The 23534-nt window shown below is 62.2% G+C and carries 14 protein-coding genes, 1 tRNA gene and 2 pseudogenes; 7 read left to right on the top strand and 10 right to left on the bottom strand.

The genetic code is table 11. The annotated features are described in order from the left end of the window. A pseudogene (locus tag C3418_RS16800) lies at positions 1-405 on the bottom strand (transposase); the annotation flags it as partial. A 64-nt stretch (positions 406-469) separates the two neighbouring features. Here C3418_RS16800 and C3418_RS16795 point away from each other — a divergent pair. Both C3418_RS16795 and C3418_RS16790 read left to right on the top strand, forming a co-directional pair. Next, positions 470-1075, top strand: a pseudogene (locus C3418_RS16795) (response regulator); the annotation flags it as partial. An 11-nt stretch (positions 1076-1086) separates the two neighbouring features. Next, positions 1087-2457: an ATP-binding protein gene (locus tag C3418_RS16790; protein ID WP_374755708.1), complete on the top strand. Its 1371-nt coding sequence runs from the start codon at positions 1087-1089 to the stop codon at positions 2455-2457. Between the two features lie 363 nt (positions 2458-2820). Here the strand turns inward: C3418_RS16790 and glk are convergent, their stop codons facing one another. Continuing rightward, entirely contained in the window at positions 2821-3789 is a 969-nt protein-coding gene (glk, locus tag C3418_RS16785) for a glucokinase (protein ID WP_039041241.1), read from the bottom strand. A gap of 345 nt (positions 3790-4134) precedes the next feature. Here glk and C3418_RS16780 point away from each other — a divergent pair, with 345 nt between their 5' ends. Both C3418_RS16780 and pyk read left to right on the top strand, forming a co-directional pair. Next, complete coding sequence (locus C3418_RS16780) at positions 4135-4992, top strand: MurR/RpiR family transcriptional regulator (RefSeq protein ID WP_039041240.1); 858 nt, start codon at positions 4135-4137, stop codon at positions 4990-4992. A gap of 160 nt (positions 4993-5152) precedes the next feature. Next, positions 5153-6592, top strand: a complete 1440-nt coding sequence (gene pyk, locus C3418_RS16775) for a pyruvate kinase (protein WP_005324189.1) — start codon at positions 5153-5155, stop codon at positions 6590-6592. A 67-nt stretch (positions 6593-6659) separates the two neighbouring features. Here pyk and C3418_RS16770 read toward each other — a convergent pair whose 3' ends face one another. The 4 genes from C3418_RS16770 to C3418_RS16755 all read right to left on the bottom strand — a co-directional run bounded on the left by C3418_RS16770 (position 6660) and on the right by C3418_RS16755 (position 13968). Next, the gene (locus tag C3418_RS16770; protein WP_103858920.1) at positions 6660-7703 is read right to left on the bottom strand and encodes an efflux RND transporter periplasmic adaptor subunit; all 1044 of its coding nucleotides are present in this window, start codon (positions 7701-7703) and stop codon (positions 6660-6662) included. 15 nt (positions 7704-7718) lie between these two features. Continuing rightward, positions 7719-10781 carry an efflux RND transporter permease subunit gene (locus C3418_RS16765; protein WP_103858919.1) on the bottom strand — a complete coding sequence of 1021 codons (3063 nt, stop codon included), beginning with the start codon at positions 10779-10781 and terminating at the stop codon, positions 7719-7721. 161 nt (positions 10782-10942) lie between these two features. Then, entirely contained in the window at positions 10943-13267 is a 2325-nt protein-coding gene (locus C3418_RS16760; protein ID WP_010675344.1) for an acyl-CoA dehydrogenase, read from the bottom strand. Between the two features lie 47 nt (positions 13268-13314). Continuing rightward, a complete protein-coding gene (locus C3418_RS16755) occupies positions 13315-13968 on the bottom strand; it encodes a TetR/AcrR family transcriptional regulator (protein WP_005324182.1) in 654 nt (217 codons plus the stop codon). Positions 13969-14436: 468 nt separating this feature from the next. Between C3418_RS16755 and C3418_RS16750 the strand changes: the two genes are divergently transcribed. After that, complete coding sequence (locus C3418_RS16750) at positions 14437-15177, top strand: phosphatase (protein WP_039041236.1); 741 nt, start codon at positions 14437-14439, stop codon at positions 15175-15177. Between the two features lie 87 nt (positions 15178-15264). Further along, positions 15265-15340, top strand: a tRNA-Thr gene (locus C3418_RS16745). Between the two features lie 240 nt (positions 15341-15580). Here the strand turns inward: C3418_RS16745 and C3418_RS16740 are convergent. From C3418_RS16740 to C3418_RS16725, 4 genes are all read right to left on the bottom strand, one after another. Continuing rightward, positions 15581-16576, bottom strand: coding sequence for a sulfate ABC transporter substrate-binding protein (locus C3418_RS16740; protein ID WP_103858918.1), 996 nt, complete (start codon positions 16574-16576; stop codon positions 15581-15583). Positions 16577-16905: 329 nt separating this feature from the next. Continuing rightward, the gene (locus C3418_RS16735) at positions 16906-18321 is read right to left on the bottom strand and encodes an efflux transporter outer membrane subunit (protein ID WP_103858917.1); all 1416 of its coding nucleotides are present in this window, start codon (positions 18319-18321) and stop codon (positions 16906-16908) included. After that, the gene (locus C3418_RS16730; RefSeq protein ID WP_010673711.1) at positions 18314-21463 is read right to left on the bottom strand and encodes an efflux RND transporter permease subunit; all 3150 of its coding nucleotides are present in this window, start codon (positions 21461-21463) and stop codon (positions 18314-18316) included. Before C3418_RS16730 ends, C3418_RS16735 begins: the two co-directional genes overlap by 8 nt. A gap of 17 nt (positions 21464-21480) precedes the next feature. Beyond that, positions 21481-22662 carry an efflux RND transporter periplasmic adaptor subunit gene (locus C3418_RS16725; RefSeq protein WP_103858916.1) on the bottom strand — a complete coding sequence of 394 codons (1182 nt, stop codon included), beginning with the start codon at positions 22660-22662 and terminating at the stop codon, positions 21481-21483. 154 nt (positions 22663-22816) lie between these two features. On the opposite strand from C3418_RS16725, the gene C3418_RS16720 reads away from it, so the two are divergent. Continuing rightward, positions 22817-23452: a TetR family transcriptional regulator gene (locus tag C3418_RS16720; protein ID WP_103858915.1), complete on the top strand. Its 636-nt coding sequence runs from the start codon at positions 22817-22819 to the stop codon at positions 23450-23452. The last annotated feature ends 82 nt before the right edge of the window (positions 23453-23534 follow it).

Genomic DNA, 23534 nt, shown 5'->3' with positions numbered 1-23534 from the left:
CCAGTGGACGCTGGCGCCAGTGGTAGAAGCCCGCACGAGAGACCTCCAGCACACGACAGATAACGGAAATGGGATAGATGTCCTGTTGGTTGGCTATCCACGCGTACTTGGCAGTGACTCCTGAGCAAAGTACGCGGCGGCCTTTTTTATGATGTCGCGCTCCATGTTGGCTTGTGCGAGAGCTTTGCGTAGCCGGGCCACTTCAGCCTCCAGCTCGGCGACAGAACGCGCTCCGGGAATGGCCGATGTATCCTTTCCTCCTTTGGCTGCGACCACCCAGTTGCTCAGTGTGCCTTTGGCAATACCCAACCTTCTGGCGGCTTCAGCTTGGCCAAGGCCTTGCTCCAACACCAGTCGAACCGCCTCTGCCCGAAACTCTGGTGAATAGTGTTCTCTCGATTTCATTCAATACCCCCGATTGTCTCATCGTAACAATCGGGACTGTCTGTGAAAATCAGGATACCTCACCCAGAACCAGGTTTACAGCACGGACAATGCCCAGGTGGCGCTGCACTACGCAGCCGACTACCCCATCGATGTCGCCATCATCGATCTGGGCCTGCCTGACATGGATGGCCTTCAGCTCATCACCCGCCTGCGCGAGCAGCAGATCCCCTTTCCCATCATTGTGCTGACGGCCAGAGGCAACTGGCAGGACAAGGTGGAAGGACTGGAGGCCGGGGCGGACGACTACCTGGTCAAACCCTTCCAGAAGGACGAGCTACTGGCCCGCCTCAATGCGCTGGTACGCCGCAGCGCCGGCTTCATCTCCCCCAGAGTGAAGGCGGGTGACTACGAGCTGGATCTCTCCCGCAAGGAGCTGACCATCGCCGGCGAGGTCACCGTGTTGACCAGTTTCGAATATCTGATCCTGGAATACCTGATGCGAAATGCCCGTCAGGTGGTCTCCAAACAGCAGTTGCTGGATCAGCTCTATGGGGATGGTGAAGGGGATCCCAACACCATCGAGGTGATGGTGAGCCGGCTTCGCAAAAAACTGGATCCGGAAGGGAGCATCCAGCCCATCTCCACCATCCGCCGCCAGGGCTACATCTTCAACCTCGCCTGCAGCTGATGCGCCTTGCCATGTTGCATCCCCTGACCCTGATCCGCCGCTCACTGCACCTCAAGCTGATGCTGAGTGCCATGCTGGTAATCGCGCTCATCATGGCCTTCTCCGTCTACATCCTCTACCTCGGCCATGCCGAGGAGCAGGCCCAGAAAGCCAGTGTCCGCATGCAGGAGAACCTCTCCAAGCTGTTCTCGTCCAAGCAGCCGGAACCCCACGCCATGACAGATCTAGGCAAGCTCACCCCAGATGCCATCGATCCCAATCTCGATACCCTGATCTGCCGCGCCGACGGAGTGCTGAGCTGGTCCAGCCTGCACATGCCGGAGGTGGTCTCCATCAAGGAGACCATCTGCCGGGATCTGATGAGATACCTGGGGGGACTGGATCAGGACTATTTCTTCAAGCTGCATACCATCAAGAACGGCGAGAGCTACTTCATCTACAGCCTGCGTTTCCTGCGCAACCATGGCGCAGGGCCCACCACCTACTACGTGGTGATGGTCGATTCCGCCAGGCGCTATCAGGCCCAGACCCGCGATTACCTCTACCGCTGCATTCGCCAGGCGCTGCTCGCCTACTGTCTGCTGGGCGCCCTGTTGCTGCTCACCAGTTTTTGGAGCCTCTCCTCCCTGCGTACCATGGCACGCCAGATTGACGAGATCCGCGCCGGTACGCGAGAGGCACTGTCAAACGACTACGAGCGCGAGCTGCCCCCCCTGACAAGCTCGGTCAACCAATTGCTGGAGAACGAACGCCAGCAGACCCAGCGCTACCAGCACGCCCTCAACGATCTCGCCCACAGCCTGAAAACCCGGCTGGCGCTCATCCAGATCACCGCCCAGGAGCTCAAGCTCGGCCACGACATCCATGACAACATCAATGAACAGATCACCACCATGGATCAGATCATTCAGTACCAGTTGCGCCGCGCCGTCACCGGGCGAAAACGCCTCGCGAGCAAGGGCACCGAACCGGTTCCCCTCATCGAGAAGCTGCTGGCCAGCCTCGCCAAGGTCTATCGCCACAAGAAGCTGCAGACCGGCTTCCAGTTTGACGACGATGTCTTCTTTCACGGCGAGCAGGGCGATCTGATGGAGCTGATGGGCAACCTGCTGGACAACGCCTGCAAATTCGCCATCAGCGAGATCCGGGTTCATGTCCGCCACCGGGAGAAGGGTCTGCTCATCGTGGTGGAAGACGACGGTCCCGGCATCGCCCCCGGCAAATCGCAGCAGATCTTCCAGCGCGGCGTGCGGGCTGACAGCTCCCCCGGCCAGGGGATTGGCCTCGCCGTGGTGACCGAAATCGTGCACAGCTACGGCGGCGAGATCCGGGTGGATGACTCCCCGCTCGGCGGCGCGAGATTCCACATCACCCTCCCCTGACAGCGCAGGAGCCAGTACCTGGCTCCTGCCGCATTCGGGCGTTGCCATCCCGGTGCTTTCCATGTCTCACTCCTTATGCCTCGACCAGGCCAAGCACATGGCAGCGAGGCTGACGAGCTTGCGCCCCCATCAGATGCTGGCCTGCCGCTCCCCTCAGCCCCCATGCTCGCGCAGAAACGACAGGCATAAAAAAACCGGCCGCGAGGGCCGGTAAAACAGTTCAGGCTTGTCAGGTGACAATGCGCACCCAGCGGATGAAGACCGGTTTCAATTCCCTATGAAGCCCCGTCCTCTTGAGTACGTAGGTTCACTTTACGCCCCGGTCACTGAATCGGGACTGAACCATGTTCACCCTGGCAAGGCTCAGAGACGGATCCCGAGGGACTGGCGCAGATAAGCCCCTGCCCCGAGCAGCCCCGGCCCTTCATGGGTGATGAGGAAGACCGGAATGTCTTTGAGATAAGGCTTGAAGCGCCCCTTGTCCTCGAAGGCGACCCGAAAGCCCGATCCGATGAAGAACTCCTGGAAGCGCGGCACTATGCCACCGGCGATGTAGACACCGCCGAAGGTGCCCATGTTGAGGGCCAGGTTGCCGGCAAAGCGGCCCATGAGCACGCAGAACAGGCTCAAGGTGCGGCGGCAATCGAGGCAATCCCCCGCCAGCGCGCGCTCGGTGATGTCCTTGGGGGCAAAGGGTTCGGGCTCGCGGCCATCGGATTTGACCAGGCCGCGATAGAGATTGACGAGCCCGGGGCCCGAGAGGAAACGCTCCGCCGACACATGGCCCAGCTCGCCGCGCATCACCTGCAGCACCGCATCTTCCTCTTCCGTGTTGGCGGCGAAGTCCACGTGACCGCCCTCACCCGGCAAGCTCAGCCACTGCTCACCGGCCTGCACCAGGTGGGCAACGCCAAGGCCGGTCCCTGCGCCATAGATGGCGATGGGCTTGCCGGCGACTGGGGCCGCGCCCCCGAGCTGGATGCGATCGCTCTCGCCGAGCACGGGCACCGCCATGGAGACGGCAGTGAAATCGTTGATCACCTGCAAGCGTGCCAGGCCGAGGTTTGCCTGCATCTCGCGGATGGAGAACTCCCAGCTGTGGTTGGTCATGGCGACCCAGTCACCATTGATGGGACAGGCGATGGCGATGCACGCCTCGCCCACGGTGGCATCGTGCTCTTCGAGATAGAGGCGCACCACGGCCTCCAGGCTGGGATGGGCCAGCCCCGAATAGGTTTTTGCCTGGGAAATGGCGCCCGTCGCCAGTTCGCAGAGGGCCAGCCGGGCATTGGTACCGCCAACGTCGCCCACCAGCGCATGGGTATGCTGCATAACAAACTCCTTCGTTACCGACTCGGGGCGGCCCTTACCGTCCCGACATTATTATTTGCCTGCAATACTACTCGAGCCCGCAGCCGGGCTGCGCGATTTATGCAGACAAGTGTGCGCCCGCTCACAGTGTTGTTGCTTTGCAACATTTGTAAGCGTTTTCAAGACGCAAATGGAAGTTTGCAACTAAAAACACGAAATAATTAGACATAAGTCATACTTTACAGGACCGAGATTAGTTCCGATAAGCGCTTGTCTTGTATAGTCATCGCGGAGACTGGAAACCTGCTTGAGCTGTGAATTTAGTGCACAGACACTGAAGTTAAATTACAAAAATGCCTGGTGGTAATGATGAATACCCTCGATAAAATTACGAACAATCTGGAAAGTTTCAGTAAATCAGAGCGTAAGGTGGCTGAAGTGATCCTGGCCTCACCCCAGACCGCCATTCACTCCAGCATTGCTACCCTGGCCAAGCTGGCCGATGTGAGCGAACCGACCGTCAACCGTTTCTGCCGTCGCCTCGATACCAAGGGTTTTCCCGATTTCAAGCTGCACCTGGCCCAGAGTCTGGCCAACGGCACCCCTTATGTGAACCGCCACGTGGAAGCGGAAGACGGCCCGGATACCTATACCGCCAAGATCTTCGAATCCACCATGGCCTGCCTCGATGCCGCCAAGAACAGCTTGGACATCTCGGCCATCAACCGCTGCGTCGATATTCTGACCCAGTCCAAGAAGATCAGCTTCTTTGGTCTGGGCGCCTCCTCCGCCGTCGCCCGGGATGCCCAGAACAAGTTCTTCCGCTTCAACATCCCCGTGGTGAGCTTCGATGACATCGTCATGATGCGCATGAGCTGCATCAACAGCAGCGAAGGGGACGTGGTGGTCCTCATCTCCCACACCGGCCGCACCAAGGCCCTGGTGGAAATTGCCGCGCTGGCCCGGGAAAACGATGCCACCGTCATCGGCATGACCGCCAAGGACTCTCCCCTGGCCCGCGAATGCAACCTGGTGCTCTCCATGGACGTGCCGGAAGACACCGACGTCTACATGCCCATGGCCTCGCGCATCGCCCAGCTCGCCCTGGTGGACGTGCTGGCCACCGGTTTCACCCTGCGCCGTGGCATGAAATTTCGCGAAAACCTGAAGAAAGTCAAAGAAGGTTTGCGCGAATCCCGCTTTGATACCCCGCACTCCTCCTGATCATTCGGGGGTCCGGCCCCGACTGTCTATGCCAACGGGCTTGGTGTAGTATCGAAATTCAATCAAACAAGGCCACTCAGATGGCCTGCCAGTTGGCGCCATGCCACATGCTTGACGGGGCAGTATTTCAAGTCATATCAACTTCACATTGGAGTCTTTCATGCCAAGACGTACAAAGATTGTTACCACACTCGGTCCGGCGACCGATCGCGACGGCATTCTCGAGGGGATCATTCGCGCCGGTGCCGACATGGTGCGGATGAACTTCTCCCACGGCACTCCTGAAGATCATATCCAGCGCGCCAACCAGGTGCGTGACATCGCCGCCAAGCTGGGCCGCCACGTGGCCATCATGGGCGATCTGCAAGGCCCCAAGATCCGCGTCTCCACCTTCAAGGATGGCAAGATCTACCTCGCCATCGGTGACAAGTTCATTCTCGACGCCGCCCTCGGCAAGGGCGAAGGCTGCCAGGAGCAGGTCGGCATCGACTACAAGAGCCTGCCGCAGGACGTGGTATCCGGTGACATCCTGCTGCTGGACGATGGCCGCGTGCAACTGAAGGTCGAGCAGGTCGAAGGCACCCGCATCCACACCACGGTGACCGTAGCCGGCCCTCTCTCCAACAACAAGGGCATCAACAAGAAGGGTGGCGGCCTCTCCGCCCCCGCCCTGACCGAGAAGGACAAGGAAGACATCAAGACCGCCGCCCGCATGAACGTGGACTACCTGGCGGTCTCCTTCCCCCGCAGCGGCGATGATCTGCGCTACGCCCGCGAACTGGCCCGCGAAGCTGGCTCCAACGCCAAGATCGTGGCCAAGGTCGAGCGCGCCGAGACCGTCGCCAGCGACGAGGCGATGGAAGACATCATCCTTGGCTCCGATGCCGTCATGGTGGCCCGTGGCGATCTCGGCGTCGAAATCGGCGACCCCGAACTGGTGGGTGTGCAGAAGAAGCTCATTCGCCACTCCCGCCGCCTGAATCGCGTGGTCATCACCGCGACCCAGATGATGGAGTCCATGATCAACGCGCCGCTCCCGACCCGTGCCGAAGTCATGGACGTGGCCAACGCCGTGCTGGATGGTACCGATGCGGTGATGCTCTCCGCCGAGACCGCCGCCGGCCAGTTCCCCATCGAGACCGTGACCTCCATGGCCAGCGTCTGTGTGGGCGCCGAGAAGCACCCGAGCCTGAACGTCTCCAACCACCGCATGAACTACACCTTCACCTCGGTGGAAGAGGCGGTGGCCATGTCCACCATGTATGCGGCCAACCACCTGGAAGGGGTCAAGGCGATCGTGGCGCTGACCGAGTCGGGCACCACCCCGCTGCTGATGTCCCGCATCAGCTCCGGCCTGCCCATCTTCGCCATGTCTCCTCACAACAAGACCCTGGCCTGGGCCAACCTCTACCGCGGCGTCACCCCCGTGCTGTTTGATGGCGACGAGACCAAGCCGGTCTACGAGGTGTGCCGCGACGCGCTGGACGTGCTCAAGGCCAAGGGACTGCTGCAAAGCGGCGACATGGTATTGCTCACCCACGGCGACAAGATGGAGACCGTCGGCAGCACCAACACCTGCAAGGTGATGATGGTCGAGTAATCGCCCCTCCTCCCTGCCACAAAAACGGCTCCCGCGGGAGCCGTTTTTTTATGGGATCTGCCCAGGTTCAACCGCGAAACAGCTCCACCTTGTCTCCATCCTGCAGGCTGCCGGCGCCGCGCACCACCACCTTGTCTCCCTGCTTGAGAGCGCCGCTCACCGCCACCTCCCGGCTGTCCCCAAAGAGCACGGTGACCGGCACCCGGTTCACCGTGAGCGCCTCGCCGCTCTGCTCCACCTGATAGACCACGCTTCCCTCGGTGCCGAGCACCAGGGCATCCCGTGGCAGCAGCATGGTGTGCTGCTCTCCCATTGGCAGCGCCACCCGCACTGGCGAGCCGATGATGAACGAGCCCGCTTCCGGCTTGAGGCGCAGCTCGATGAGCCGTGACTTGGGATCGGCGCTCGCCGCCCGCTGGTAATAGATGGCGTGGCTACTGAGCTGCTCCCCTTCCACCCGCAACCGGGCCTGGGTGGCCAGTTGCCGGGCCCAGGCAATAGGCGCACGCAACCGGATATCCGGCTGGTCCGGATTGACCAGCTCAAGCGCCTGTTCGCCCGCATCCACATGCTCCCCCGGCTGGATGAAGTGTTCATTCACCACCCCGTCAAACGGGGCAAAGATGCGGCTTCTGCGCAGCTGCTCCTCAATCTGGCGCACCTGCACCCGCGCAAGCTGCTCGGCCAGCTCAGCCTGCTCCACGTCATAACGCGCCTTGTCATACTGGCTCTGGGAAGCACTCTTTTGCTGGTGCAAACGATCCAGGCGCTGGAACTCGGCGCGAGCGTAACGCAGGTTGCTCCCCTCTCTGGCTTGTTCCGCCCTCGCCTGCTCCAGCGAGAGGCGCAGGGTCGCGCTGTCCAGGCGCAACAACTCGTCCCCCGCCTTCACCCGGCTGCCAAACTCGGCTATCCACTCCACCCGACCGCTCACTTCGGCGCTGAGCGCCGCCTGCTGGCGGCTCGCCACCGTGCCGCTGACCCAGATGCTGGCCCCCGCCTCTCCCTGGGCCACCTCCGCCAGCGTCACCATCTTGCTTTGTGCAAGCGCAGGCAGCCCGCCAGTCAGCAGCAGGGCCCCCACCACCATCCTTGTGAAACCTTGTGTCATCGATGAGCTCCTTGCTCAGGCACGCTGCCGAAGGGCGTGCGGTATGTCGGTCTGCTCCCCCAACCGCAGGAAGGCGGGCAACAGGATCAGGGTGAAGAGGGTGCTGCAGCTCATGCCGCCGACGATGACGGTGGCCAGCCCCCGGTAGATTTCGCTCCCCTCGCTCGGACTCAGCATCAGGGGCAGCATGCCGAAGATGCTGGTGAGGCTGGTCATGGCGATGGGACGCATCCGGCTTTGCAGGGCATCGGTGACTGCCGACTGTCGGCTCATCCCCTCCCGCTCGGCCATCCTGGTCTGGTGCACCAGCAAAATGGCGTTGTTGACCACCAACCCGAGCAGGATGACGAAGCCGATGATAGTGAGCAAGTCCATCGGCAGCGGCGCCACCAGACCGCTCAGGTGCAGCGCCAGCACGCCGCCGACAGTGGCGAGCGGCAAGGTGAGCAATACCAGCACGGCATCCTTGAGGGAGGCGAAGACCCCCCACAGCAGAATCAGCAGTATCATCACGGCGAACAGGAAGATGCTGCCGAGGTTGCCGAGCGCCTGTTGCAGGCTGTCGGCATTGCCGGCGACCCGCAGCTCCCCCCCGGCCGGCAGCAACGGCCGGATGGCGGCAAAGCTCTTGTGCTGCAGGGTGTCGAGCACCTGCTCCATGCTCATCCCCGCAGGGGGCGAAATCTGCAGGCTGATGCTGCGCCGCCCATCGGATCGGAAGATGCTCTCAGGCCCGAGTTGCGGCTCCACCCGCAGCAGTTCCCCAAGGGGAACGATGCGCCCGGACGGGGTAGCAAGCGGCACCGCCTTGAGCTCGTCCGGGTTGGCGGAGGCCTGCCCCATCAGCAGGATGTCGAGCCGCTCATCCCCGTCGAAATATTCGCCGACCCGCAGACCATCGCCAAAGGTCTGGATGATGGCGGGCATGGGGGAACGATCCCAGCCCACCTCGGCCAGGCGCCTGTCCTGGGGCACCAGCCGAAGCTCGGGAGCGGTGAAATCGAGTCCGGGTTCTGGCCTGACCTGGGCGCCGGGCAAGTCCCGCTGCACTATGGTCATGCTCTCCCGGGCCGCCTGATAGAGTTCGGGCAGCCCACCTCCCTGGATCAGCAGGGAGATGCTGTTTTCACTGTCAAAACCGCCAAACAGGGACCCCTGACCGCCAAACACCCGGGTGTCGGGAATGCCCACCAGCAATTGCTTCATCAAGAGCTGCTCCAGTACCTTGATCTGGCTCTCCTCCTTTGGCCGCACCCCGATCTGGGCACCACCCGGGTAGCGCAGGATGTAGTAGTTCTTGAGGACAGGCTCCTTCTCCCCTTTCATATAGGGGTCGAGGCGGGCAATCAGGGTATCGATCACCTCCTCCCGCTGGGCCTTGAGATTGACCCCGGGGGTGAAACTCATCCAGACGTCGATGGCGTCCCGCTTCACATCCGGCAGGTAGTTCATCTTGGGCAGCAGCAGCCAGCTCACCAGCACAGGCCCCGTCATCATCAGGACGATGATGGCCCAGCGCCTGGGGGCGGTGGCAGTCCAGCGGATCACATGGCGGGTGGCGCGGCACCACAGGCGCTCAAAGGGATCAATCAGCCGCTCGTGCCCCATCCAGCGCGCCGCCACCGCAGGCAACACCGTGACCGCCACCACCATGGAGACCGTCACCGCGCAGGCGATGGTGAGCGCAAGATCGGCAAACAACTGCCCTTCCACGTCGTTGAGCAGGAGCACCGGCAGGAAGATGGCGACCGTGGTCAGGGTGGACGCCACCAGAGCGGTCCACACCCGGCGGGTGCCCTCCAGCGCCGCCTCTCCCTTGCTGATGTCACCCCGCTCATGGCGCCGGTAGATGCTCTCCAGCACCACGATGGCGGCGTCGAGCACCATGCCGACCGCAAACGCAATGCCCGCCAGGGAGATGATATTGAGGGTCCGCCCCATCACCTTGAGCAGGCAGAAGGTGAGCATGATGCTGATGGGAATGGCGATCGCGATCATCAGGGTCGCCTTGAGCTGGCGCAGAAAGACCCAGAGTATGGCGCAGGAGAGCAGCACCCCGAGCCCCAGGTTGGCGGTCACCATGCTCACCGCCCGGTTGATGTAGAGGGAAGCGTCAAACGACTGCTCCATGTGCAGGCCGACCGGCTCCAGCACCTCCCGGTTGAGCTCCCCGACCTTGGCCTTGATCCCCTCGAGCGCCGCCAGGGCATTGGCACCGCTCTCCTTGAAGATCTGCGCCGCGATGGCAGTGTTGCCGTTCTGGATGCGCAGCACCGGGTTCTCCTCCCGGGCCACTCTGATCTCGGCTACGTCCCGCAGATAGATGGGCAGGCCGTCACGCCAGTCCACCACCTTGTCCCCCAGGGCCGCCACGTCATAGCGACCGGCAAAGCGCAGCTTGTACTCCCATCGTCCGATGTCGAGGGTGCCGGCCGACACATCCCAGCCCGTCGTTGCCCGGCTGGCGAGCACCGGGATCTCCACCCCCAGCTCGGCGGCGCGGTAAGGGTCGAAGCGGATCTGGATCTGGCGCTCGTTGATCCCCTCGATGTCGACCGTGGACACCCCGGGGATCCGCTCCAGCTCGGGCTTGACCCTCGCCTCGATCAGCGCCTGGTGATCGTCTATCTCTCCCTTGGCGCCGGGCAGTTGCTGGATGAAGAAGAAGGTCAGGGTGTCGTTGCTGCTGTAGTTGTTGACGTAAGGGCCACCGATGTTGTCCGGCAGCCCCGAGACCCGGTTCAGGCGGGAGATGACGTCAAGCTGGGCCCGCTGCATGTCGGTGCCGAGGGCAAACTCCATGTCGATTTCGGTGAAGCCGGGGTAGCTGTTGCTGCTGAGACTCTTGAGCCCCTGTACCCCCTGCATCTCCTGCTCGATGGGATCGGTTATCTCCGACTCCATCTCCTGGGGCGAGGCCGAGCGCCAGTCCACCGTGATGTTGAGGTGAGGACGGTCTATGTCGGGAAACAGCTGGACGGGCAGTCCCCGGATGCTGAGCAGGCCCAGCAAAAAAATCAGCACGACCGAGACCGCCACCCAGATGGGGCGTTCGATCGCCGTTTTGGCGAGGTTCATTCACTCTTCCTGAGTTGTTGTTATCGGCCATTCCGATGGCCTTGCTTCCTGCCCCAAGGGTGGGGGCCATTGCATTAAACTGGAATTAATCGACCTTGTAAATGCCTGGTTAAACAACAAAAAACCGGCCACTAGGGCCGGTTGTCGGTTTATGCTCGGGGTCAGGCTGCATGCTCGACCGGGTTCGGTTGAGACAATCCTTCCAGCTCGCCAGGAGCGAAGTTGTCCACCTGGATAGCCTCGTAGCGCAGGGCATCGGCGGCCAGCAGCTTGTCCGCCTCCTCCTTGCCGAGGATGGACTGGGACAGGGCGGCAGCCACCAGCTCAGGCAGCGCCAGCTTGCGGGGCAGTCTGCCCTCTTTCTGGGCCTGCACCAGCTTCTTCTCGATGGGCTGCACCAAGACCATGGCCTGGAAGGCACGCTCCATCAGCCCCACCGGATCCGCCTCGTCCTTGCCCACATAACAGAGCGCGGTCAGACGATCCCGGAACTCGCCCGGCGTCATCATGGCCAGACAGATGGCATGGCAGCGATCGTCCGCCGGCATCTTGTAACCGACGCCGAACGGGAACACCACCCTCTTGAGTACGGCACCCACCACCTTGTTCGGGAAGTTCTGGAAGAAGCCCTCGAACGCCTTGCCAATCAGGTAGAGGTTGCGCTCCACCGCGTACTGGACGAACGGCAGGTCAGAGACCATGCGGCCCTGATCCTCGTAATGCTTGAGGGTGGCGGAGGCCAGGTAGAGGTGACTCAGCACGTCACCCAGACGGGCGGAGATCATCTCCTTGCGCTTGAGATCCCCGCCCAGCATCAGCATGGAGACGTCGGCGCACAGGGCAAGCCCCTTGCTCATGCGAGAGAGCTGCTTGTAGTAGCGGGCGGTTTCGCCAGCCACCGGGGCGCTGTTGAACTGGCCCAGGGTCAGCCCCTGGAACAGGGCACCGAAGAAGTTGCCGGTACCGAAGGCGATGTGCTTCATCAGCAGGGCGTCAAACTTCTCGAGACCGCGCTCCACATCGGTGTCGGCCGCCGCTTCCAGCTCTGCAAACACATACGGATGGCAGCGGGTGGCCCCTTGCCCGAAGATCATCAGGTTGCGGGTCAGGATGTTGGCCCCTTCCACCGTAATGGCCACCGGAATGCCCATGTAGGCGTAGCCGGTGTAGTTTTTCGGGCCCAGCTGGATGGCGCGACCGGCGTGGATGTCCATGGAGTCATCCATCACCTGGCGGGCCATCTCGGTCATGTGGTACTTGGAGATCGCGGTGACGATGGCCGGTGCCTGACCCAAGTCCAGGGAACCTGCGGTCATGCGACGAGCGCCTTCGAGCTGATAGGTGAGGCCGCCAATGCGGGCCAGCGCTTCTTGCACCCCTTCAAACTTACCGATGGACATGCCGAACTGCTTGCGCACATAGGAGTAGGCGCCCACGGTGCGGCTCGCCATGTGACCACAGGCGGTGCCAAGGGCAGGCAGCGAGATGCCGCGACCGGCGGAGAGGCACTCCACCAGCATGCGCCAGCCGCGGCCGGCGTAATCCGGGCCACCGATGATCCAGTCGAGCGGAATGAACACATCCTTGCCGAAGGTCGGACCGTTCAGGAACGCCAGCCCCATGGGGTAGTGGCGATCGCCGACGCGCACGCCAGGGTGACTGGTCGGGATCAGCGCACAGGTGATGCCGATCTCTTCCTTGTCACCCAGCAGTTTTTCCGGGTCATAGAGCTTGAACGCCAGCCCCAGCACGGTGGCACGCGGCGCCAGGGTGATGTAGCGCTTGTTCCAGTTCAGGCGAATGCCCAGCACCTCTTCCCCCTTGTGCATCCCCTTGCAGACGATCCCCTTGTCCGGGATGGCGCCCGCATCGGAGCCCGCTTCCGGCCCGGTCAGGGCGAAGCAGGGCACCTCCTTGCCGTTGGCCAGCCCCGGCAGCCAGAAATCTTTCTGGGCCTGGGTGCCGTAATGCATCAGCAACTCGCCCGGGCCGAGGGAGTTGGGCACCATGACGGTGACCGCGACGCTCAGGCTCTTGGTGGCGATACGGGTGACGATGGTGGAGTTGGCAATCGCCGAGAACTCGCGGCCGCCGTAGGATTTCGGGATGATCAGGGAGAAGAAGCCTTCTTTCTTCAGATAGTCCCACACCGGCTCCGGCAGGTCCTTGGTCTCGTTGACGATCTTGAAGTCGTCCACCATGGCGAGCAGGGTTTCGACCTGGTTGTCGATAAAGGCCTGCTCTTCTGCGCTCAGCTCGGCCTTGCCGTAGCCGTGCAGTTTCTTCCAGTCCGGGTTGCCGCGAAACAGCTCCCCGTCCCACCAGACGGAGCCGGCCTCCATGGCCTCCCGCTCGGTGGCCGACAGGGGCGGCAGTATCTTCTTGAAGATGCCGAACACGGGGCGGGTCACCACCTTTTTACGGATGGCGGGGACACCGAGCACCACGGCTATCGCCAGCACCAGCAGGACAAGCAATGTGATCATACCGAAGTTCCTTCTATTTCACTGTTTCCGTTGATTATTGTTAGGTGTTACACGGCCAGGGAGAGCCTGGTCGACTCCACGGGCGCCCCGACACCGGACGCCAGATAAGGAATGACGTTGCGCACCAGCCCTTCCACATCGAGCTGCTGGCCAAAATCGGCCTGGGCGATGTCACGCAGGGCATCCGCAGAGGCCATGGTGAAGACGACGGTGCCCAGGGTGAAATGCAGGCGCCAGAAGAGATCCGCTGGCGACAAATCCGGATTGGCCTTGGAGATGGCCTGGGTGATCCCGTGCAGGGTCGCCCCATAATGGGTGGTAATAAAGCGGCGCAGGTGACCCTGACTGTCGATATAGCCGCGCCCCAGCAACTGCATGAAGAGCGCCGGGCCATTCGCCCTGACGGCCGACAGTTTCATCAGGGGTTCGACAAAGCTCTCGAACACCTGCAACAGGGTCAGCTGATCCTGCGCCATCAACGTCTGCAACCGCCCGTCCAGTGCCGGCATGAAGAGGCTCAAATAACGGTCGAGCACCGCCTGGATAAGCTCCTTCTTGGAGCCGAAGTGATAATTGACCGAAGCCAGGTTCACATCGGCCTCGCTGGTGATCAGACGCAACGAGGTATCGGCGAACCCTCGCTCGGCAAACAGCACCTCGGCGGCATCGAGAATACGGTTCTTGGTATCGATTTTACTCACTGGACACCTCACTTAAACGAATGTTTAAAAAGTACGTTTCACGCCCACCCATGTCAAGAGAATGTGAACAAGTGTTGGCTAAATGTTTTTAATCAAAAAAGAGGGAAGATGGCGGGAACTTCGCGGCGAGACGGCACTCTATATCTATGCCACTGCAATTAAACATTAAGTCTCGCCCAACCTGCGTTATGCTAGTTGGGCATTTTTTTGCCCTGCCGTCACCCGATGCGCCGACAGAGAACCAAAAAAAACCGTCGCAGGGGCGACGGCGGGGAAAACGGGTCTGACCATCCAGTGTCGACCCATCGATGGGTGTTCAGGCTTGCATCGATGTCGCTATCCTCGCAGTGAAACGTCATCAGACTTTGTCAGCACAGACCCAAATTGTGACAAAGTATGGCAACCAGCCACATGGCCCGGCTTCGCCAATCTTGCTATGCTGTCGCCTCATGCCAGAGGGGAGAGAAGATGAAGTATACGGTCGATACCCACACGCACACCGTCGCCAGCACCCACGCCTACAGCACCATTCACGATTACCTGCCCATCGCCAAAGCCAAGGGGATCAAGCTGTTCGCCACCACGGACCATGGCCCGGACATGGCTGATGCCCCGCATTACTGGCATTTCGTCAATCTGCACGTGTTGCCCAGGGTCGTGGACGGGGTCGGCATCCTGCGCGGCATCGAAGCCAACATCAAGAACATTGACGGTGAAATAGACTTCCCCGAGCGCTACGAGTCGCGGCTCGACATGATCATGGCGGGCTTTCACGAACCGGTGTTCCCCCCCTGCGATCAGGCTACCCACACCCAGGCCATGATCAACGCCATTCGAAGTGGTCGGGTCGACATGATAAGCCACCCCGGCAACCCCGCCTTCCCCATCGATATCCAGGCGGTGGTCAAGGCAGCGGCAGAGTATCGAGTGGCGCTGGAGGTCAACAACTCCTCGTTCAGTCACTCCCGTGCAGGCAGCGAAAGCAACTGCCGCGCCATCGTCGAGGCGGCGCGCGATCTGGGTGCCTACCTCACTTTCGGCTCCGACTCCCACGTGGCATTCAGCCTCGGCGACTTTGATCACTGCCATCGGCTGGTCACCGAAGCCAACTTCCCACATGAGCGGATCCTGGCCCGCTCCCCCCGCGCACTGCTCGATTTTCTCGAGAGCCGCGGCCGTGCCCACATCCCGGAGTTCATTGACCTCTGATATGCCTTAACATCATGAGCCAACTCATAAAATCGAGTTGGCTCAATTGACTTGCCCGGCTTTTTTCACGACTCTGAACATCAAACCGCCGGTATAGCTCAGTTGGTAGAGCAGCGCATTCGTAATGCGAAGGTCGTAGGTTCGACTCCTATTACCGGCACCAGACAGACGAAGGGTTGGCCTCAGTGCGAGGCCAACCCTTCGTGCTTTTTGTCCCGGGTCTCGGGTCAAGACGCCGGTGTGACTGCGCCAGAACACCCTCCCCCTCCAGGACACCGCCATCCGCGACGGTCCTGTTCATCTTTTAGAGCCTGACGCACCAACCTGGCCCCACCGACAGAGAGGGCTGCCAGGCAGCAACGCCCCGGCTGCACCTGGGTGAGCATCGTTATCCCGGGGCGCCTCAGCGCTGGGCATAGATCTGGTCGAACACTCCGCCCTCCTTGAAGTGAGTGCTCTGGATCACAGGCCACGCGCCGAAGGTCTTCACCACGTCGAGGAAGGTGGCGTTCGGGAAACGGTCTGCAAACTCGGCGAGGATCGCCGGGTTGCGCGGGCGTAGATAGTTGCTGGCAGCAATACGTTGGCCTTCGTCAGACCAGAGATAGGCAAGATAGGCTTCGGCCTCCTTGCGGGTACCCTGCTTGTCGACCACCTTGTCCACCACTGACACCGGCAGTTTGGCCACGGCAGTGACGCTCGGATAGACCACCTCGAAGCTGCCACGACCGAACTCCCGGGCAATCATCTCGGCTTCGTTTTCGAACGTGACCAGCACGTCCCCTATGCGGTTCTGGATGAAGGTGGTGGTGGCGGCGCGGCCGCCGGTGTCGAGCACGGGAACCTGCTTGAACAGCTTCCCGACAAATGCCCTGGCCGCATCTTCATCGTCCCCCTGCTCCAGCACATACCCCCAGGCAGACAGATAGGTGTAGCGGCCGTTCCCCGAGGTCTTGGGGTTGGGCACGATGACCTGTACCCCCTCCTTGAGCAGATCAGGCCAATCCTTCAACCCCTTGGGGTTGCCCTTTCGCACGATGAACACGGTGGCCGAGGTGAAGGGGGCGCTGTGATCCGGCAGGCGATCCGCCCACCCCTTGGGCACCAGGCCCCCATGCTCGGCGAGGGCGTTGATGTCGGTGGCCATGTTCATGGTGATGACATCGGCGGGCAGGCCGTCGATGACGGCGCGCGCCTGCTTGCTCGATCCGCCGTGGGACATGTTGATCTGCAGTGGCTCCCCGCCTTCGGCCTGCCAGTGCTTCAGGAAGGCTCCGTTGTACTCCTTGTAAAAATCGCGCATCACGTCATAGGAGGCGTTGAGCAGGGTGGTCGCCTGGGCCAGCGGGGCGAGAGCCAGTCCTGCAACAAGCAGGGTGGCGGGCACGAGTCGTTTCATTTCACATCCTTGGAATGAGGGGCGAGTGACTGACTATAAGAGTCGACCATTTATTCTTTGAAAGAATAAATACGGCACAGCTTATGCGATAAATGGCATCTCCTGGGTCCGGCGCAACGGATGACGGCGATGAGGTGGTCACCTCCAGGCGGGCCATGATGGCTGCCGAGGACGGCGCCCATGAGCGTGGGGCTCCTCCTGCCCGCTCCCTGCCCCGGGCAGGGAGCGCCGTTGTCACCAGCCTCGATTTGGCTTCTCGACATGACAGATAAAAAACGGGGCGAACCTAGTGGTTCGCCCCTGATGCTTTTTACGTCAACCCCGATGGGTCAACCATGTTTGTCTGATGCCGGCTCTGCGTCCTTCGGCGCCTGCCAGCCGCCACCGACGGCCTTGTAGAGGGCGACCTGGTTACTCAGCTGGGCGAGCCGGGTGCTGATGAGCCCCTGCTTGGCGCTGAACAGGGAGCGCTGGGCGTCGAGGCGGGTCAGGTAGCTGTCCACCCCTTGCTCGTAACGCACCTCCGCCAGCCTGAAGTAGGTCTGGTTGGCATCCACCAGCGCCTGTTGCGCCTGCAGCTGCTGCGCGTAGTCCGCCTGGGCACCGAGGGTGTCCGCGACCTCCTTGAAGGCGCTCTGGATGCTCTTCTCGTAGCTCGCCACCGCCTGCCTGGTCCCCACCTCGGCCACGTCCAGATCCGCAACGCGCTTGCCGCCATCGAAGATGGGCAGATTGATCTGGGGCATGAAGGTCCAGGTGCCGGTGCCGCCGTCAAACAGACCGCTCAGCTGGTTGCTGGCGGTGCCCGCCGTCGCGGTGAGCGAGATGGTCGGGAAGAAGGCGGCGCGGGCCGCCCCTATGTTGGCGTTGGCCGCCTTCAGGTTGTGCTCCGCCGCCAGGATGTCCGGGCGTTGCTGCAACAGGCTGGAGGGAGCCCCCACCGGGATCGGCGCCAGTTTCACCTCGGCCAGGGTGGCCGGTTGTGCCGCCAGCACCGGGATATCGGTGCCAAGCAGCAGGGCCAGACCGTTTCTGTCCTGCTTCACCAGACGCTGGTATTGCGCCTGGCTGACCTTGGCGTTTTCCAGTGCCGTGCGCCCCTGGGCCAGCTCCATCTCGGAGGCGGCGCCCAGGCGGTATTTGTGCTCGGTCAGGGCATAGCTCTCCTGCTCGGTGGCGAGGGTCGCCTGGCTCAGGGCCAGCAACTCCTGATCCGCCAGCAGGGTGAAGTAGGCATTGGCCACCGAGGCCACCAGGGCGATCTGGGTGCTGCGCTGGGTCTCGATTTGCGCCAGATAGGTCTCAAGGGCCTGATCTTTCAGGCTCTGGATCCGGCCAAACAGATCCAGCTCATAGGCGGTGATGCCGATGTTGGCGCCATACTGGCTGCTGATGGTGCCCTGCCCCGTACTACTGAGATCATCGGATCCCTGCTGGCGGGTACCGCTGCCACTGGCGGCCAGGGTCGGCAACTGGGCCGCCCGCTGGATACGGTATTTCGCCTCGTAGGCCTCGACGTTGAGGGCTGCCAGGCGCAGATCCCGGTTGCTCTCAAGGGCGGTGCCGATCAGCGTCTGCAGGGCCGGGTCCTGGAACTGCTGGCGCCAGGGGGCAAGTTCCCCCTTGGCGGCCAGGTCAGCTTGCCAGGAGGCGCCTTGGGGCAGCTCGGGGCGCTGGTAGTCGGGGGCCATGGAGCAGCCCCCCAGCATCAGGGTCACGCCCAGGGCGATCAGGGTCTTAGTCATGGTTGATCTCCTTGGTGTGGACACTCTCTTCCCCGGCATGCTTGCGTTCGGTGAAATAGCGCATCACCAGCACAAAGAACAGCGGCACGAAGAAGATGGCGAGCACGGTGGCACTGATCATCCCCCCCATCACGCCGGTCCCGATGGCGTTTCGGCTGCTGGCGCCAGCCCCGGTGCTGATCACCAGGGGCAGTACCCCCAGGATGAAGGCGAGCGAGGTCATCAGGATGGGGCGCAGGCGCTGACGCGAGGCCTCCACCACCGCATCCCCGAGCCTCATCCCCTTGTCGTGCAGCTCCTTGGCGAACTCGACGATGAGGATGGCGTTCTTGGCCGACAGCCCGATCGTGGTGAGCAGGCCCACCTGGAAGTAGACGTCATTCTCAAGCCCGCGCAGGGTCGCGGCCAAAATGGCCCCCAGCACCCCGAGCGGCACCACCAGCATGACCGAGAACGGAATGCTCCAGCTCTCGTAGAGGGCGGCCAGACAGAGGAAGACCACCAGGAGCGAGATGGCGTACAGGGCCGGCGCCTGGGAGCCTGCCTGACGCTCCTGGAAGGAGAGGCCGGTCCACTCGATACCGATCCCTTCCGGCAACTGTTTCACCATCTCCTCGATGGCCGCCATGGCGTCACCCGTACTCTTGCCAGGGGCCGCCTCACCGACGATCTCCATGGCGGAGACACCGTTGTAGCGCTCAAGACGGGGCGAGCCGAAGCTCCACTCCGTGCTGGCAAAGGCGGAGAAGGGCACCATCTGGCCCGCGCTGTTACGCACGTACCACAGCTTCAGATCTTCCGGGTTCATCCGGAAAGGGGCATCTGCCTGCAGATAGACCTTCTTGACCCGGCCTCTGTCGACGAAGTCGTTCACATAAGAGGAGCCCCAAGCCGCCGACAGGGTGTTGTTGATGTCGGTGATGGAGAGCCCCTGGGCCAGCGCCTTCTCGTAATCGATCTTGATGTCGAGCTGGGGCGTGTCTTCCATCCCGTTCGGGCGTACCCGCACCAGGTTGGGATCCTGCGACGCCATGCCGAGCAACTGGTTGCGCGCCTGCATCAGCTTCTCGTGACCCAGACCGCCGCGGTCCTGCAGGAAGAAGTCGAAGCCGGTGGCCGTGCCGAGTTCCGGAATGGGGGGCAGGTTGAAGGCGAAGACCTGGGCTTCCTTGATGCTGAACAGGAACCCCATGGCGCGGCCGATGATGGCATTGGCGCTGCGCTCTTCTCCCTTGCGCTCACTCCAGTCCTTGAGCTTGATGAAGGCCATGCCGCTGTTCTGACCGCTACCGGCGAAGCTGAAGCCCGCCACCGTCAGCACGGAGTCCACGTTCTCCTTCTCGTTCTCGAGGAAGTAGTCGCGCATCTCCCCGAGCACCACCTCGGTCCGCTCCTTGGTCGCCCCCACCGGGAGCTGCACCATGGACATGATGACCCCCTGATCCTCTTCCGGCAGGAAGGAGGTGGGCATGCGCATGAAGAGCACCGCCAGCACCGCCAGCATGGCCAGATAGATGATGCCGTAGCGGGTGCCCTGCTTGATCACCTTGCGCACGCCGTTCTGGTAACGGTTGGCGTTGGTGTCGAAGAAGCGGTTGAACCAGCCGAAGAAACCGCGCTGGGCGCCGAATTCACCGTGCTTCATGGGTTTGAGCAGGGTGGCGCACAGGGCCGGGGTCAGGATCAGGGCCACCAGCACCGAGAGCACCATGGCCGAGACGATGGTGAGGGAGAACTGGCGATAGATGGCACCGGTAGAGCCACCGAAGAAGGCCATGGGCACGAACACCGCCGACAGCACCAGGGCGATGCCCACCAGGGCGCCGGTGATCTGGGTCATGGACTTGCGGGTCGCCTCGAGGGGGGAGAGATCCTCCTCGCTCATCAGACGCTCCACGTTCTCCACCACCACGATGGCGTCATCCACCAAGAGGCCGATGGCGAGCACCAGACCGAACATGGTCAGGGTGTTGATGGAGAAGCCGAAGGCCGCCATGACCCCGAAGGTGCCGAGCAGGACCACGGGCACCGCGATGGTCGGAATCAGGGTTGCCCGGAAGTTCTGCAAGAACAGATACATGACGCAGAAGACCAGGAAGATCGCCTCGATCAGGGTCTGCACCACCTCCTCGATGGAGATCTTCACGAACGGCGTGGTGTCGTAGGGATAGACGATCTCCATGTTGGCCGGGAAGTACTCGGAGAGTTCACCCAGCTTGGTCCGCACGTGCTCGGCGGTGTCCAGGGCGTTGGCACCGGTCGCCAGCTTGATGGCGACGGCGGCGGTGGCCTGGCCGTTGTAGAGCGCGGTCGCGTCGTAGTTTTCACCGGCAAGCTCGACCCGGGCCACGTCCTTGAGCTGGACCTTGGAGCCGTCCTGGTTCACCCGCAGCAGGATGTTGTTGAACTCCTCCACGGTGGAGAGCCGGGTCTGGCCCATGATGGTGGCGGTAAATTGCTGATCGCTCACCGCAGGGGTCCCCCCCAGCTTGCCGAAGGCAACCTGGGCGTTCTGGGCCTTGATGGCGGCCTGAATGTCGGCCGGGGTCATCTGCACCCGGTTGAGCTTGTGGGGATCGAGCCAGACGCGCATGGAGTACTGGCTGCCGAACAAGGTGATGTCACCGACCCCGTCCAGACGGCTCAGGGGCTCCTTGATGTTGGCTACCACATAGTCCGCCAGGTCATCGTTGGTCATGGCGCCATCGGTGGAGATGAAGGCGGCCACCATCAGGAAGCTGCTGGAGGTCTTCTGGACCCGCACGCCCTGTTGCTGCACCTCTTGGGGCAGGAGCGACATGGCCTGTTGCAGCTTGTTTTGCACCTGCACCTGGGCGATGTCGGGATCCGTACCCGGCTTGAAGGTGAGGGTCACGCTGACGTTCCCTGACGAGTCGGATTGCGCCGACATGTAGAGCAGGTGATCCAGCCCGGTCATGTTCTGCTCGATGATCTGGGTCACCGAGTCTTCCACCGTCTTGGCGGAGGCCCCCGGGTAGCTGGCGGAGATGCCAACCGCCGGCGGGGCGATGGTCGGGTACTGGGCCACCGGCAGGCCGATGATGGCCATGGCCCCGGCCAGCATGATCACCAGGGCGATCACCCAGGCGAAAATGGGTCTATCTATGAAAAAACGTGCCATGAGGCGACTACTCCATCCTACTGCTTGGTTGCCGGGGTCTGTTGTGCGCTGTTGCCGGCACGTTCAGTGGGCGCCACCACGACCCCGGGTTTGACTTTCTGCAGACCGGCGACGATCACCTTCTCGCCAGCCTTGAGACCGGACTCCACCACCCAGCTGTCGCCGGACATGCGGCCGACCTGCACTTCACGCAGTTCCACCTTGTTGTCCGCCGTCACCACCATGACGGTGGCACCGCCCTTGGGGGTACGGGTCACGGCAATCTGGGGCACCAGCAGGCCTTGCGGGCGCTCGCCCTCCTGCAAGGTGGCACGCATGAACATGCCGGGCAGCAGCAGTTGATCCGGGTTGGGCACGATCACCCTCAGGGTCACCATGCCGGTCGCCTCGTCCACGGTCACGTCGGAGAACTGGAGGGCCCCTTTCTCGCCATACTGGCTGCCATCTTCCAGCTGGAAGCTGACACCGGCCCCGTCCTTCTCCCCCTGGGTCAGCTTGCCCTCGGCCACCAGGCGCTTGAGGCGCAGCAGGTCGGCGGTGGACTGGCGCACGTCCACGTACATGGGATCGAGCTGGGAGATGGAGGTGAGGCTGTCCGCCTGCTGGGCGGTGACCAGGGCTCCCTCGGTCACCGCCGATTTGCCGATGCGGCCGCTGATGGGGGCCGTGATGCGGGTGTAAGCCAGGTTGATGTTGGCGGTCTGCAACGCAGCCTTTGCGGCCCCGATCTCGGCCAGCTGCTGTTTCCAGGCCGCGTCGGCGTCGTCATACTCCTGGCTGCTGATGGCTTTCACCTTCACCAGCTCGGCGTAGCGCTGGGCCTTGAGGCGGGCGCTGCGCTCATTGGCCTCGGCCTTGGCGAGGTTGGCCTTGGCGGAAGCCACTTCGGCCTGATAGACGGCGGGATCAATCTGATAGAGCAGTTGACCGGCCTTGACGTCGCTCCCCTCGGTGAACAGGCGCTTGAGGATGATGCCGTTCACCTGGGGACGCACCTCGGCCACCCGCAGGGGGGCGGTGCGGCCGGTGAGCTCGGACAACAGTTGCAGGGGGGCCGTATGGAGGGTGACCACGTCCACGGCGGCGGGAGGCATCTCCCCCATGGCCTGCTGGGCCCCGTCCTTGTCACCACAGCCAGCCAGCAGGCCGCTTGCCAGCAAGGCAAGGCCGACCGAACGTGCGAGAATATGTTTATGCATCAAGTCTCTGAACCTCAGTTTCAATCAAAAAGAAGTGACAAAACCACAGGGTTTATAAGGCCCCTGTTGGTAAAACGGCGAAGATGAGGCAATATACATACATTCATGAATGTATGTAAGAAACTTTTTTCACTTTTAAACAGGACCGGAGTCAATGGCCAGACGCACCAAAGAAGAGGCGCAGCAAACCCGCTGCAACATCATGAGCACGGCCCTGGATCTCTTCTGCCAACAGGGGCTGGCACGCACCAGCCTGACCGATATCGCCAAGGCGACGGACCTCACCCGGGGCGCCATCTACTGGCACTTCAAGAATAAAGAAGAGCTGTTCGTCACCCTGTGGGAGGATCTGTGTGCCCCCCTCTCCCACCAGTTGGATGCCTGCGTCGACGAGGCGGAGCCGGATCCCCTGGGCAAGCTGCGCAGCTTTCTCAAGGAGGTGATGCTCAAGATCAGCACCGAGCCCGCCCACCAGCAGATGTTCACCATCATGTTCAATCTGGAATCCATGGAGGGAGAGGCCGCCGTCATGCGCGAGCACATGCACCTGCAATCCATGAATTTCTTCCGGGATCTGGAGATCACCCTGGCCAATGCCGTGCGTCGCGGCCAACTGCCCGAGGGGCTGGATCTGCGCCGCGCCGCCACCCTGCTCCACTGCACTCTGGACGGCTACATCATCAACTGGCTGCACTTCCCGGATCGCATCGATCTGATTGAGGAGTCGGACTTTCTCCTCGATACCCTGTTCACCCTCATCGCGAGCCCCACCCTTCGCCGCCACCCCTGAGTCTGCAAGACGCGCCGCCCCCGCCAATGCTCAACAGCCGGGGGCAAACCTGCTAGAGTAACGCCCCCCACCACGATGAGCC

This window comes from Aeromonas sp. ASNIH8 (assembly GCF_002919855.1).
In the GTDB taxonomy this organism is placed as follows: Bacteria; Pseudomonadota; Gammaproteobacteria; order Enterobacterales; family Aeromonadaceae; genus Aeromonas; species Aeromonas caviae.
Note: the sequence above shows the minus strand (reverse complement) of the source record. Positions and strands in the feature narration are given on the sequence as shown.